The following is a 13,233-nucleotide window of genomic DNA, read 5'->3' as shown; positions in this document are numbered from 1 at the left end:
TTCAAGGGCGGGCCGGTACCGGGAGGAGAATGAAATGTTCGAATTGATGGATGTGGACAGCCAGAGCGCGGTAATCAAAGTCGTTGGCGTCGGCGGTGGCGGCGGCAACGCGGTCAATCATATGTTGCGTTCCAACATCGAGGGTGTGGAATTCATCTGTGCGAATACGGATGCGCAGGCGCTGAAGAACACCGAGGTGCGCACGGCGTTGCAGCTGGGCTCCAACGTCACCCGCGGTCTTGGTGCCGGGGCCAATCCCGACCGGGGCTTCGATGCGGCGATGGAAGATCGTGACCGGATCTGCGAGGCGCTCGAAGGTGCCGACATGGTGTTCATCACCGCTGGCATGGGCGGCGGCACCGGGACCGGAGCGGCACCGGTGGTCGCCGAGGCGGCCAAGGAACTCGGCATTCTGACCGTGGCCGTGGTCACGAAACCGTTTGCATTCGAAGGCGGCAAGCGCATGCGAATCGCCGAGGAGGGCATTGCCCGCCTGTCTCAGCATGTCGATTCGGTGATCACGATCCCCAACGAAAAGCTGCTCGCGGTGCTCGGCAAGACCACCTCGCTGCTGGACGCGTTCAAGGCGGCCAACGACGTGTTGCTCAACGCGGTGCAGGGGATCGCGGAGTTGATTACCAAGCCCGGCCTGATCAACGTCGATTTCGCCGACGTCCGCACCGTCATGTCGGAAATGGGCGTGGCGATGATGGGCACCGGACGCGCCAACGGTGAGCACCGGGCCCGCGAGGCGGCCGAACTGGCGATCCGCAGTCCGCTGCTCGAGGATATCCATCTTTCCGGAGCGCGCGGAATTTTGGTTAATATCACCGCGGGGCTGGACCTGGCGATTGGCGAATTCGATGAAGTCGGCAACACCGTCAAGGAGTTCGCGCGCGACGATGCGACCGTGGTGGTCGGCACCGTGATCGATCCGGAAATGGTCGACGAGATGCGGGTGACCGTGGTTGCCACCGGGCTGGGCGAGGAGCCCGTGGCCGTGGTCAAAGCACCGGAGGTGGATATCAAGCCGGTCCGTCTGGTCAGCAACGACGCGGTTGAAGCGGAAAAAACCGATTACAATTCGCTCGAAGTCCCGCCGCACGTCCGGCGCAGTTCGAAGACTGCCAATGACTTCGTCAAGGCGGCAAGCAAGGACATGGAGTACCTGGATATCCCCGCTTTCCTGCGTCGTCAGGCAGATTGAGCGGTGGGAGATCGCGCGTTCTTTGAGGAACGACATTGACATTTTTGCTTGATATGTCGGTCATAAATAGTGAGAATAAGGGTATTCCCTAAGTTGGTGCCGGGGGATCACTCAGATACTGCGTCGTCGAAATTCCACGATGTAGTAAGCTAAATAGCTGAAAAAACAAGGAATTTTGACTCGGAGACCCGAACCTGATGATAAGGCAACGCACCCTTAAGAACGTGATCCGCGCCACCGGGGTCGGACTGCATACCGGGCAAAAGGTCTATCTGACACTGCGCCCGGCGGCCCCCGATACCGGCATCGTGTTCCGGCGTGTCGACCTGGATTCCCCGGTCGACATCCCGGCCAAGGCTGAAAATGTCGGTGATACGCGCCTGTCGACCACCCTGGTCAAGGACGGGGTGCGGATCTCAACCGTCGAGCATCTGCTGTCGGCGTTCGCCGGTCTGGGCATCGACAACGCCTATGTCGATGTGAGCGCCCCCGAAGTACCGATCATGGACGGCAGCGCCGGGCCCTTCGTGTTCCTGATCCAGTCGGCCGGTGTCGAAGAGCAGAACGTCGCCAAAAAGTTCATTCGTATCAAGAGCCCGGTCGAGGTACGTGACGGCGACAAGGTCGCGCGATTCGAGCCTTTCAAGGGGTTCAAGGTCAGTTTCGGCATCGACTTCGATCACCCGGCAATGAGCGAGGACCGACGTCGTTCGGTCATCGACTTCTCGTCGACGTCGTTCGTGAAAGAGGTCAGCCGAGCCCGCACCTTTGGCTTCCTGCGCGATATCGAGACCTTGCGGGAGAAAGGGCTGGCACTCGGCGGTAGCATGGACAACGCCATCGTGGTGGACGATTTCCGCGTGCTCAACGAAGATGGCCTGCGTTACGAGGACGAATTCGTCAAACACAAGATCCTCGACGCCATTGGCGACCTGTACCTGCTCGGACACAGCCTGATCGGGGCTTTCAACGGCTATAAATCCGGTCACGAGTTGAACAACCGGTTGCTCAAGGCACTGATCGCACAGCCCGAAGCGTGGGAAGAGGTGACTTTCGCCGATGCCGAGCAGGCACCCATTTCGTACATGAAGCCTGCGCACGTCTCCTGAGCGGGCCTCACGACGGCGTTTCTTGCAAACGTCGGCCGAGTCGCTCAAGCGCCTCGCGCAGTTGTGGTTGATCCGTATCCTTGGCGCATTCGAGCACGATGGCGGCGCCAAAACGGGATTTGCGTGCCTTAAATCGTCGCCGGTCCGGTGGATTGTGCGGTGGCAGCAGTCGGATTTTGATTTCGCGCAACACGCGATGCCGGGGTTGCAGTAAACTCCGAAGTTCGTTCGCGAGAAAGCGCAGGCGCGTCGCCCAGGCCGGTGAATCGGTGTGCAACACCAGTGTCGGCCCTTGCAACCGGGCCGCGATGCAGTGTCCGGCGAGGTCTGAGGGGAGCGCCCGACGGACCTCGGCGAGCAGGGCTTTTTGCGCGCTGATCTCGAGTTCGAGCGTTTTCAGTGTTGGTTTGTCTTTAAGCAGGCGGCGAACCGACTTGGGGCTGTGGGCCATGTCACATGGTTCTCCCGGCACAGAGTCATTGGTTTAAGGGTAGACCTCCAAAGGTCGATAAGCTTCCAGGCTTCAGGAAAACCGACGATGAAGATCATCCTTCTTTCCGACTTTTGTAAGCGTACCGGAAGTCTCGATATTTGCGTGCCTCGCGCCGCCACGATCATGGGATTGGCGTTCATCGCTGTGACGGCGTTAACGCTTTGGGCGGGATTCGAGCTGGGTACGCAATACGGTAATCGGGTCGACGGGGACGAGACCGCCGCCGAGGTGCGTGCCCTACTCGACGCCGAGCGGCGGGTGATTGCAAATGCCAAAGCCGACCAGCGCGCCCATCTCGACGCCTTGGCGCTGAAGATCGCCGAGTTGCAGGCCCACCTGATGCGCATCGACGCGCTCGGTGACCGCCTGGTCGAGGTTGGCAAGCTCGATCGCGACGAATTCGATTTCTCTGCGCAGCCACCGATGGGTGGCATCGACGACTCGCTGCCCGGCGACATGCAGCAATTGGGTGACCTGAGCACGGATATGGAGCGTATCTCGGCCTTGCTGACAGACCGCGAGGACAAGCTGACGGCGCTCGAACAGGTGTTGATGAGTCGCGAGCTGATGGCCGAAATCGTGCCGTCGGGTCGGCCGGTCAAAAAGGGTTGGATGTCGTCGGGTTTCGGCAAGCGCACCGACCCGTTCACCGGCAAAAAGACCTATCACCGCGGATTGGATTTTGCGGGCAAGCGTGGATCAGAGGTGGTGGCGGTGGCTTCCGGTGTCGTAACGCGTGCGAAAAAGGCCGCCGGTTACGGCAATGTGGTCGAGATCAAGCACGCTGACGGTTACTCGACGCTGTATGGGCACAACAAAGAGGTTCTCGTCAAAGAAGGCGAAGTGGTCAGCAAGGGCCAGACCGTCGCGCTACTCGGCAGCACCGGCCGTTCAAGCGGCCCACATGTGCATTTCGAGGTGCACAAGAACGGCAAAATCGTCGATCCCCTGCGGTACGTACGCAGCAAATAACTGACGTGCGCAACGCTTGTGTAAACCCGCTTCGAGCGGGTTTTTTCTTTTGTCCACGGCCGTCTGGTGACCTGTTTGGGTTATTATTCCGGCCTTCGATTCTCGTCCGTCCGGGAAGGTCGCAGGTTCATGCTCAACAAGCTGGTTAAAAAGATCTTCGGTAGCCGAAACGAACGCCTGGTAAAGCGCATGCTGAAGTCTGTCGAACAGATCAATGCGCTTGAGCCGGCGATGCAGGCATTGAGCGACGAGGAACTTGTCGCCAAAACCACCGAGTTTCGCCAGCGGATCGCCGAAGGTACCTCTACCGATGCATTGTTGAGCGAGGCGTTTGCGGTGGTCCGCGAGGCCGGCCGGCGTGTATTGGGCATGCGGCATTTCGATGTGCAGATGATCGGTGGAATGGTGCTGCATCAGGGCAAGATCGCCGAAATGCGCACCGGTGAGGGCAAGACCCTGGTCGCCACGCTGGCTGTGTACCTCAATGCCCTCGAAGGCAAGGGCGTGCATGTCGTGACGGTGAACGATTATCTGGCCCGGCGCGACGCCGGCTGGATGGGGCGCCTGTACCAATTTCTCGGCATGACGACCGGCGTGATCAATTCGTCGGGTGGCATGGGGCCGGACAGTTCCTCGTACCAGCTGGACCTGGATTACCGCGGCGACACCGGTGGCTTTACCCACTTGCGGCCCGTGACGCGGGCGCAAGCCTATGCCTGCGATATCACCTACGGTACCAACAATGAGTTTGGCTTCGACTACCTGCGCGACAACATGGCATTCGCTGCCGCTCAGCGCGCCCAACGCCGCTTTTTCGCGGTGGTTGACGAGGTCGACTCGATCCTGATCGACGAGGCGCGTACACCACTGATTATTTCCGGCCCTGCCGAAGACAGCTCCGAGTTGTACCGTCAGGTCAACGGTATCCCCGGTCAGTTGACGCGCCAGGATCCGATCACCAACGACGAAGGCAAACCGGATTTCGGTCCTGGCGATTATTCCGTCGATGAAAAGTCACGCCAGGTGTTTCTCAGTGATCAGGGACACGAGAAGGTCGAGCAGATGCTGAGCGATGCCGGCCTGCTCGCCGAGGGCGAAAGCCTTTACGACCCCTCGAACATCATGCTGATGCATCACGTGATGGCGGCCTTGCGTGCGCATGCCCTGTTCCACCGTAACGTCGAGTACATCGTTCGTGACGGACAGGTGATCATCGTCGACGAGTTCACCGGCCGCACCATGCCCGGTCGGCGTTGGTCGGATGGCCTGCATCAGGCAGTTGAGGCCAAAGAGGGGTTGAATATCCAGCAGGAGAACCAGACCCTCGCCTCGATCACCTTCCAGAACTATTTCCGTTTGTACGACAAGCTGTCCGGTATGACCGGCACCGCGGACACCGAGGCATTCGAGTTCCAGCAGATCTACGGCCTCGAGGTGGTTGTCATTCCCACCAACAGACCGATGGTCCGTGACGACCAGACCGACCTGGTCTACCTGACACAGCGTGAGAAGTACGAGGCCATCGTCGAAGACGTTCGCGACTGCGTGAAGCGTGGCCAGCCGGTGCTGGTCGGGACCGCATCGATCGAGGTCTCCGAGCTTGTCTCCAACATGCTCACTCAGGCCAAGATCGAGCATCAGGTGCTGAATGCCAAGCAACACGAGCGTGAAGCGCAGACCGTTGCCGAAGCCGGACGTCCGAGTGCAGTGACGATTGCAACCAACATGGCCGGTCGAGGGACCGACATCGTGCTTGGGGGCAATCTCGAGGTCGAGATCGGACAGATCGGTGAAGACGCCGGAGAATCGGAGATCGCTGCGCTGAAAACGGATTGGCAGCAACGGCACGAGAAGGTTCTGGCGGCGGGTGGATTGCGCGTGGTCGGTACCGAACGCCATGAGTCGCGACGTATCGACAACCAGTTGCGTGGCCGATCGGGTCGCCAGGGTGATCCGGGGTCGTCGCGTTTCTATCTGTCGCTGGAAGACAGCCTGATGCGGATCTTCGCCTCGGAGCGGGTATCCGGTCTGATGCAGAAACTGGGGATGAAAGAGGGCGAGGCAATCGAGCACCCCTGGGTCAACAAGGCGATCGAGAACGCGCAGCGCAAGGTGGAGGGGCGCAACTTCGATATCCGTAAACAGTTGCTCGAATACGACGATGTCGCGAACGATCAGCGTAAGGTCGTCTATCAGCAACGCGATGACCTGATGGATACCGACGACATATCCGAGACCATCGCCAATCTGCGTTACGACGTGGTGAACGCGTTGATCGACGGTTTCATCGCGCCGCAAAGCCTGGAAGAGCAATGGGACGTTCCGGGACTGGCGGATGCGCTGCGTGAGAACTTCGGCCTGGATCTGCCGTTGCAGGAGATGCTCGACCAGGACGACAGCCTGCACGAAGAGACCCTGCGTCAGCGAATCCTCGATGAGCTGGTTGCGATCTATCGAGACAAGGAAGAGCAGGCTGGAGCCGAACAGATGCGGCGAATCGAGAAAGAGGTGATGCTGTTCACTCTCGACTCGCACTGGAAAGAGCATCTCGCCGCGATGGACTACCTGCGCCAGGGGATACACCTGCGAGGCTATGCGCAGAAGAACCCGAAACAGGAATACAAGCGCGAGGCATTCGAGATGTTTTCTCGCATGCTCGAGTCGATCAAGCTCGAAGTGGTGCAGATCCTGAGCCGCCTGCAACTGCAGATGCCACCAGGTATCCCCGAGCAGGCTCCGGATCCCTCAGAGTTTGAATTCAGGCACGAGGTGTTCGACGGGTTCGGTGCGGAGCCGCCCATTGAGCAGCCGGACGCCGTCGCGCCCGAGGAAAAGAAGCCTTTCGTGCGTCCCGACCGCAAGATCGGACGCAACGATCCTTGTCCGTGCGGCTCCGGCAAAAAGTACAAGCACTGCCACGGCAAGCTGAGCTGAGCCAGCGAATCTTGGCGGGTATCGGAATGGCCGACGGTGAAACGGGTCGCCGGCTGCCAGTATTTTCGGCTATCGCATACCGGCTGGGGTGTGCAAGGAATCGGATATGAGCAGCGTCGCCGGTGTGAGACTGTCGGTGGCCGCGGCCGGCATCCGCTACAAAGGCCGCGATGATCTGCTGCTGGTCGAGGTGGCTGAAGGTGGCAGCTGTGCCGCGGTATTCACGCGCAATGCGTTTTGTGCGGCGCCGGTTACGGTGGCACGCGAGCATCTTGCCAAGGGTGCGATTCGTTACCTGTTGATCAATTCGGGTAACGCCAATGCAGGTACCGGGGCGACGGGCCTGCGTGCTGCGCGCGAGACCTGTCGTCTGCTCGCCGGTATGGCGGGCTGCGCGATGAGCCAGGTCCTGCCGTTTTCGACCGGCGTTATCGGCCAGGATCTGCCGATCAACCCTTTTGCGCAGGCGGTGCCCGGTCTGCTGGCGGGGTTGGCGGAAGACAGCTGGGAACGGGCGGCCCGCGCCATCATGACCACCGATACGGTCCCCAAACTGGTATCGCGCAGCATTTCGCTGTCCAAGGGTACGGTAACCGTTACCGGGATTGCCAAGGGCTCCGGGATGATCTGTCCGGATATGGCGACGATGCTGGCTTATGTCGCGACCGACGCGCGTGTGCCCCAGGGCCTGCTGCAGTCGATCCTGACCGCGGCGGTCGATGAATCGTTCAACAGCATCACCGTCGACGGCGATACCTCGACCAACGATGCCTGTGTGCTGATCGCCAGCGGAGCATCGGGCATTGGTGTCGACGAACCCGGATCGGCCGATGCCCTGCAACTGGCGTCCGGCATTCGCTCGGTGTGCGCAGAGCTCGCGGAGATGATCATCCGTGACGGGGAAGGGGCGACCAAGCTGGTGCGCGTCCATGTCGATTCGGCACGGGACCGCGAAGAGGCGCGTGCCGTCGCTTACACGGTCGCGCACTCGCCATTGGTCAAGACCGCGCTGTTTGCATCCGATCCTAACTGGGGACGCATTCTTGCGGCCGTTGGTCGTTCCGGCGTAAACGGACTGGATATCGACAGCCTGCGCATCTGGTTGGACGATGTGTGCATCGTCAGTGATGGCGGACGTGATCCCGACTATACCGAGGAAGCGGGGCAGGCAGTGATGAGTCGCAAGGAAGTCACGATCCGTATCGATCTCGCGCGCGGCGATGTCGGAGCGGAAATATTGACCTGCGATTTTTCTTACGATTACGTCAAGATCAATGCCGAGTACCGCAGCTGAAACGGTTTTCGCCTGATCTCGATTGACCCCGCCGGGCGGAGTTGCCGATGTCGTCTTTGATCCACGTCGTAGCCGCAGCGTTGGTCGATGCCGAAGGCCGGGTGCTGTTGAGTAGACGGCATCAGCACAGCCACCAGGGTGGGCTCTGGGAATTTCCGGGTGGCAAGCGCGAAGGCGGCGAGCCGGTCGACGCGGCACTCGCCCGAGAGCTTGACGAAGAACTGGGCATCGAGATCCTTGCGTCTCGGCCGTTGATCCGCATCACCCACCATTATCCGGATCGCAGCGTCATGCTCGATGTCTATCGCGTCGACGCGTGGGATGGTGAGCCGCATGGGCGCGAGGGACAACCGTTGGCCTGGGTCGCGCCCGATGCGCTTCCAGACTATCCGATGCCGGCGGCAGACGTGCCGATCGTCAGCGCGCTGAAATTGCCATCGCTGTATGCGATCACCCCACCCCAGGTGCGCGACCCCGCTGCCTTCCTGACAGCGCTGGACGCCAGCCTGGCGAACGGTGTCCGGCTCCTGCAACTCCGGCTGTTCGGGCTCGATCATGACGCGTTGCTCGCTTTGGGGCGTGATGCCTGTGCACTGGCCCGACGGCACTCTGCTCGGGTGCTGTTGAACGGCGATTGGCAGACGGCCGACGCGATTGGCGCGGACGGCCTGCACCTCAGCAGCCGCGAATTGCTGCGGCATGAAACGCGGCCGCTGGACGCGGGACTCTTGCTCGGCGCGTCTTGCCACACCGCAGCCGATCTGGCGCATGCCGCCTTGATTGGGGCAGATTTCGCATTGTTGTCGCCGGTGCTTCCTACACGCAGTCATCCTGACGCGGATCCCCTCGGCTGGGAGCGATTCGGCGAGCTGGCGAACGCCGCCACGTTGCCGGTCTATGCGCTGGGTGGCATGCACCCTGGCCTGCTCGATGAGGCCTGGCTGCATGGTGGGCAGGGTATCGCCGCAATCCGTGGTCTGTGGGCCGATGCCGATGCGCCGTGAGGGTCGCTACTGGTTGTTCTTCGTGATTGTCGCGGTCGGATTGGTGCTGAGCTGGGGACAGATCGGCCGCAAGACGCACCGTGTGTTGGGTGCCGACCCGATCCAACTGCTCGCGACCGAGCAGCCCTGCAGCCCCGCGACAGCCCCGTGTGCGGCGCTCGGTGGAGATCGCGCGCTGGTGCTCGGGCCAGGGAGCGCGGGGTTGCGGCTACGAACGGCCGGCTTCGACGCCGACAGTCTCGCAGTGCGCGAACTGCAGTTCATATCTCCGAGCGGGGACCGTCTGGCGACGCGCGAGTTGCCGGTCTTGCCGGACGACTGGGTGCTCGACGCGATCCCGAAAGATACCGTGGTGATCAGGATCCGGCTGCAGGCCAGCGGAGAGGCGGCGACCGTCGCCGAGTTCCCACTCCGCCAGTGATCAGCCGTCCTCGTTCCAGTCCGGGGCGGCGGGATCGCCGGGGATGGCGCGTTCCTCGGCCAGCCATTCCCCCAGGTCGATCAATTTGCATCGCTCGCTGCAGAACGGCCGCCATCGGCTGCCCGCCGTCCAGCGAACCGACTTTCCACAGGTAGGGCAGGCGACCTCGAGTACGCGGTCTTCCATCGGCACAACCCCTTTGGTCACATTGTGCAGGTGCTGAGCGTGAAGCTGATATCGCGATCGACCTGCGTCGGATGCTGCCAATCGACGCAGTCCATGAAACGGATGCTGAATCGGTGTTTGCCGCCGCTGATCTCTGCGAATACACCGCCGGCCGACGGCAGGCCGACGCGCACCAGCTGGGCGGTTGTGTTGCCGGGCAGTGACTTCTGGTAAAACCCGTTCACCGCCAGTTCCTCGGTCGGCACCGCGCTGCTGCGGATCAGCGTCAGCAGCAACTCGACCGCGTCCTGCACCGGGCTGACTTCGTGCCGCCAATCGTCCAGCTGCAACGAGCGTTCGTGTTGCGGCATATTCAGCCAGTAGTGGTACTGCGGGAGATCGAAATCGAACGACCCACCGGAGATGCTGCTGCGTTGCACGATACTGTTCAGGAACTCGTTAGTGCGTAACGCCTGTGCGAGTTGACCGCTGACCTCGCGTACCCCCTGGCATGTCTGGTACAGGTTCTGCACGATGTGTTCCAGGCGGTCGTTGTCCACCCCCGGCGTGTCGGCCATGCGAGACAGGGAGAGGCGGTAGCGCTCCAGTTCCTTCAACAGTTCCGACTTGATGTCGGCGCGTGACAATACGTTTGCGATATCCAGCAGCGCAGTCATCGCCGCCCGAGCATGCCACTCGGCACCCTGAGGAAGGTGGAACTCCAGCTGCTCGAACAGGTGCGAGAGGCGCAGCCAGGTTCGGCATTTCTCGTTCAACGGATGCTCGAAAAGGGTGGTATCGGGCAATGCGGCGTCCTTGACGATCAGGATGAACGAATATTGTCGGTCAGCCGTACGCCACGGTAAAGCACAGAACCGTCAATTCAGGACATGGCGCAAATACTGGTGATGCAGGCGATCCACCGCGGCGTGCAGTTCGGCGATGCTGCCGTCATTGCAGATCACGTCGTCGGCACCGCTCAGGCGCGTCGCGCGATCGACCTGGGCGGCGAGGATCTGCGCAATCTGCGCATCGTCGAAGCCATCGCGGGCGGCGACCCGGGCGCGCTGAAGTGGCTCGGGTACATCGATTACCAGTACCCGGTCGACCAGCGCTCGCTGGCCGGCCTCGAACAGCAGCGGGATGACGAACACGACGTACGGCGCCGTCGAATCTTCGGCGCGAGCCAGCATCGCGTCGCGGATCCGTGGATGCAGGATCTCCTCCAGGCGTTTGCGTGCCGCCGCATCGCCAAACACCCGCTCGCGCAGCAGTCCCCGATCCAGGCGGCCTTGCGTGTCCAGCATGCCCTCGCCGAATGCAGCGATGATCTCGCGCAGTGCCGGTTGTCCGGGTTCGACCAGTTCGCGGCTCAGCCGGTCGGTGTCGATGACCTCGGCCCCAAGTGCTGCGAAACGGGCACTCGCGGCGGATTTGCCGCTCCCGATGCCGCCAGTCAGTCCGATTTTGAGCAAGCTCAGGCGAATCCTGCGAGCTGCAGGTAGGCGCGGTTGATGTCGTCGCCCCACAAAAGTGCGACAAAGCCCGCCAATGCGAGGTAGGGCCCGAACGGTATCGGGATCTGCCGGTCGCGACCCCGGAACATGACCAGCGTGATCCCGATGATGGCGCCGATCAGTGACGACAACAGGATGACCTGCGGCAACATCTGCCAGCCGAAGAAGGCACCGAACACCGCCAGTAGTTTGAAATCGCCATAGCCCATGCCCTCGCGCCCGGTGATCAGGCGAAACACCTGAAACACGACCCACAGCACCAGGTACCCGGCTGCCGCGCCGATCACCGCTGACGCCAAATCGGTGAACATGCCGTCGATGTTGACCAGCAGGCCGAGCCACATCAAGGGGAGGGTCAGGCTGTCCGGCAACAGCTGCTCATCGAGATCGATCACTGTCAGGGCGATCAGTCCCCAAACCAGGATCAGCGCAACGGCCGTTGCGGACTGAGGTCCGAAATGCAGTGCAACCACCAGGCTGAGCAGACCGGTCACCGCCTCAACCAGCGGATACCTCAGCCCGATCGACGCATGACAATTGCTGCATTGGCCACGCAACAGCAGGTAGCTGATGATCGGGATGTTCTCCCAGGCGCGGATTGCGTGGCCGCAATGTGGGCATGTCGAGGCGGGAGTAATGAGGAAGTCCAGGCCGAACAGGCGGTTCTGGACAGGTTCCGCATGCTCACCGCGAAGTTCTGCGCATGCGCCGGCGAGTTCCGCATGCAAATGCCGTGGCAGTCGCAGGATCACCACGTTCAGAAAGCTGCCGACCACCAGGCCCAGCAGCAACGCAGCGAGGGGCGCGAGTGCTGCGAATACTGCGCCGGAGAGCAATGTTCACCTGCCAGCTACTACCGATCCCAGTTGGAAGATCGGTAGGTACAACGCGACGACCAGACCGCCGACCACGGTCCCCAACACCACCATGATCAGCGGCTCCAACAGACTGCTCAGTGCATCGACCGCGTTATCGACTTCTTCCTCGTAGAAGTCGGCGACTTTGGCGAGCATGTCGTCGAGCGCGCCGGACTCCTCGCCGATTGTCACCATCTGGATCACCATGTGCGGAAACAGGCCCTGTTGACGCATGGCCAGGGTCAGTGACTGGCCGGTTGCGACGTCGTCGCGCATCTTCAGGACCGCGTTGCCGTACACCGTACTGCCGGTCGCCCCGGCGACTGATTGCAAAGCCTCCACCAATGGTACCCCCGCAGTAAACATGGTCGCAGTGGTGCGGCAGAAGCGTGCCAGGGCCGCTTTGTGCATGATCATCCCGATCACCGGCACCTTTAACAGCAGGCGGTCTAGGGTCTCGCGGAACTTTGGCGACCGTTTCCAGATGTTTGCGGCAAGCGTAACGCCAGCTACCACAGTGACTAGAATGGCCCACCACCATGCCGCGACGAAGTCCGATATGTTGATGACCATCTTGGTGAACGCGGGCAGGTCGGCACCGAAGCTTGAGAACAGCTCTTTGAACTGCGGAATGACGAATATCATGATGATCGCTGTGATCAGGATCGCGACGGTGATCACCGCGGTCGGGTAGAACAGCGCCTTCTTGATCTTCGCCTTCAGCGACTCGGTCTTCTCTTTGTAGGTCGCAATCTTGTCGAGCAGTGTCTCGAGCACCCCGGCCTGTTCGCCAGCCTCGACCAGGTTGCAGAACAGGTCGTCGAAGTACAGCGGGTGTTTGCGCAGCGATGCGGTCAGCGAGGTCCCGCCCTCGACATCGGCCTTGATCGCCAGCACCAGTTCCTGCATCGAGGGATTGTTGTGGCCGCGGCCGACGATGTCGAACGCCTGCACCATCGGAACGCCGGCCGACATCATGGTCGCGAGTTGGCGCGAGAATATCGCGATGTCCTTGCTGGTGATCTTCTTCTTTCGATTGCTCAGAAACGACGAACTTTTCTTGCGCAGCTTGAGCGGGGCTATGCCCTGGCGTCGAAGGTCGGCGCGCGCCAGCGCGATGTTCGCGGCGCGTGACTCGCCTTTGACCCGGTTGCCTTTGCGGTCGGTACCCTCCCAGACGAATATAAGGGCCTTGTCCGGTTTTGGGGCCTTGGCTTTGGCTGCCGTAGCCGTTGCTGCTCTGGTCGCCATACTTTATCC

Annotated in this window: 13 protein-coding genes; 7 read left to right on the top strand and 6 right to left on the bottom strand. The window is 61.3% G+C overall.

The features are described 5' to 3' along the window. The first annotated feature begins 34 nt into the window (after positions 1–34). A complete protein-coding gene (gene ftsZ, locus H6955_05980; GenBank protein MCP5313084.1) occupies positions 35–1,207 on the top strand; it encodes a cell division protein FtsZ in 1,173 nt (390 codons plus the stop codon). Positions 1,208–1,404: 197 nt separating this feature from the next. After that, positions 1,405–2,316, top strand: coding sequence for a UDP-3-O-acyl-N-acetylglucosamine deacetylase (locus tag H6955_05975; GenBank protein ID MCP5313083.1), 912 nt, complete (start codon positions 1,405–1,407; stop codon positions 2,314–2,316). Positions 2,317–2,323: 7 nt separating this feature from the next. Here H6955_05975 and H6955_05970 read toward each other — a convergent pair whose 3' ends face one another. Then, a complete protein-coding gene (locus H6955_05970) occupies positions 2,324–2,767 on the bottom strand; it encodes a DUF721 domain-containing protein (protein ID MCP5313082.1) in 444 nt (147 codons plus the stop codon). Here H6955_05970 and H6955_05965 point away from each other — a divergent pair. The 5 genes from H6955_05965 (at position 2,759) to H6955_05945 (ending at position 9,434) form a co-directional block, all read left to right on the top strand. Further along, positions 2,759–3,781 carry a M23 family metallopeptidase gene (locus H6955_05965; GenBank protein ID MCP5313081.1) on the top strand — a complete coding sequence of 341 codons (1,023 nt, stop codon included), beginning with the start codon at positions 2,759–2,761 and terminating at the stop codon, positions 3,779–3,781. The genes H6955_05970 and H6955_05965 overlap by 9 nt on opposite strands. 129 nt (positions 3,782–3,910) lie before the next feature. Then, complete coding sequence (gene secA / locus H6955_05960) at positions 3,911–6,715, top strand: preprotein translocase subunit SecA (protein ID MCP5313080.1); 2,805 nt, start codon at positions 3,911–3,913, stop codon at positions 6,713–6,715. A gap of 106 nt (positions 6,716–6,821) precedes the next feature. Then, positions 6,822–8,009 carry a bifunctional glutamate N-acetyltransferase/amino-acid acetyltransferase ArgJ gene (argJ, locus tag H6955_05955; protein MCP5313079.1) on the top strand — a complete coding sequence of 396 codons (1,188 nt, stop codon included), beginning with the start codon at positions 6,822–6,824 and terminating at the stop codon, positions 8,007–8,009. A gap of 47 nt (positions 8,010–8,056) precedes the next feature. Continuing rightward, positions 8,057–9,013, top strand: coding sequence for a Nudix family hydrolase (locus H6955_05950; GenBank protein ID MCP5313078.1), 957 nt, complete (start codon positions 8,057–8,059; stop codon positions 9,011–9,013). Next, the gene (locus H6955_05945; GenBank protein MCP5313077.1) at positions 8,997–9,434 is read left to right on the top strand and encodes a hypothetical protein; all 438 of its coding nucleotides are present in this window, start codon (positions 8,997–8,999) and stop codon (positions 9,432–9,434) included. The genes H6955_05950 and H6955_05945 overlap by 17 nt, the downstream gene beginning before the upstream one ends. Here H6955_05945 and yacG read toward each other — a convergent pair whose 3' ends face one another. The 5 genes from yacG to H6955_05920 form a co-directional block, all read right to left on the bottom strand. Continuing rightward, entirely contained in the window at positions 9,435–9,620 is a 186-nt protein-coding gene (gene yacG, locus H6955_05940) for a DNA gyrase inhibitor YacG (GenBank protein MCP5313076.1), read from the bottom strand. It lies immediately after the preceding gene. A 17-nt stretch (positions 9,621–9,637) separates the two neighbouring features. Next, positions 9,638–10,405 carry a cell division protein ZapD gene (zapD, locus tag H6955_05935; GenBank protein ID MCP5313075.1) on the bottom strand — a complete coding sequence of 256 codons (768 nt, stop codon included), beginning with the start codon at positions 10,403–10,405 and terminating at the stop codon, positions 9,638–9,640. A 72-nt stretch (positions 10,406–10,477) separates the two neighbouring features. Beyond that, positions 10,478–11,080, bottom strand: coding sequence for a dephospho-CoA kinase (locus tag H6955_05930; GenBank protein MCP5313074.1), 603 nt, complete (start codon positions 11,078–11,080; stop codon positions 10,478–10,480). Then, positions 11,077–11,952 carry a prepilin peptidase gene (locus tag H6955_05925; GenBank protein MCP5313073.1) on the bottom strand — a complete coding sequence of 292 codons (876 nt, stop codon included), beginning with the start codon at positions 11,950–11,952 and terminating at the stop codon, positions 11,077–11,079. Before H6955_05925 ends, H6955_05930 begins: the two co-directional genes overlap by 4 nt. Before the next feature lie 3 nt (positions 11,953–11,955). Further along, positions 11,956–13,224 (bottom strand): type II secretion system F family protein, encoded by a 1,269-nt coding sequence (locus H6955_05920; protein MCP5313072.1) that lies wholly within the window; start codon positions 13,222–13,224, stop codon positions 11,956–11,958. Positions 13,225–13,233: the final 9 nt, after the last annotated feature.

The sequence above is a fragment of the Chromatiaceae bacterium genome, from assembly GCA_024235395.1.
Classification (GTDB): Bacteria; Pseudomonadota; Gammaproteobacteria; order Chromatiales; family Chromatiaceae; genus Thiosocius.
Note: the sequence above shows the minus strand (reverse complement) of the source record. Positions and strands in the feature narration are given on the sequence as shown.

What these genes read in the sequence shown, in the direction of transcription:
- ftsZ (MCP5313084.1), top strand. Translation starts at nt 35, where the DNA reads ATGTTCGAATTGATGGATGTGGACAGCCAGAGCGCGGTAATCAAAGTC.
- H6955_05975 (MCP5313083.1), top strand. Translation starts at nt 1,405, where the DNA reads ATGATAAGGCAACGCACCCTTAAGAACGTGATCCGCGCCACCGGGGTC.
- H6955_05970 (MCP5313082.1), bottom strand. Translation starts at nt 2,767, where the DNA reads ATGGCCCACAGCCCCAAGTCGGTTCGCCGCCTGCTTAAAGACAAACCA.
- secA (MCP5313080.1), top strand. Translation starts at nt 3,911, where the DNA reads ATGCTCAACAAGCTGGTTAAAAAGATCTTCGGTAGCCGAAACGAACGC.
- argJ (MCP5313079.1), top strand. Translation starts at nt 6,822, where the DNA reads ATGAGCAGCGTCGCCGGTGTGAGACTGTCGGTGGCCGCGGCCGGCATC.
- H6955_05950 (MCP5313078.1), top strand. Translation starts at nt 8,057, where the DNA reads ATGTCGTCTTTGATCCACGTCGTAGCCGCAGCGTTGGTCGATGCCGAA.
- H6955_05945 (MCP5313077.1), top strand. Translation starts at nt 8,997, where the DNA reads ATGCCGATGCGCCGTGAGGGTCGCTACTGGTTGTTCTTCGTGATTGTC.
- yacG (MCP5313076.1), bottom strand. Translation starts at nt 9,620, where the DNA reads ATGGAAGACCGCGTACTCGAGGTCGCCTGCCCTACCTGTGGAAAGTCG.
- H6955_05920 (MCP5313072.1), bottom strand. Translation starts at nt 13,224, where the DNA reads ATGGCGACCAGAGCAGCAACGGCTACGGCAGCCAAAGCCAAGGCCCCA.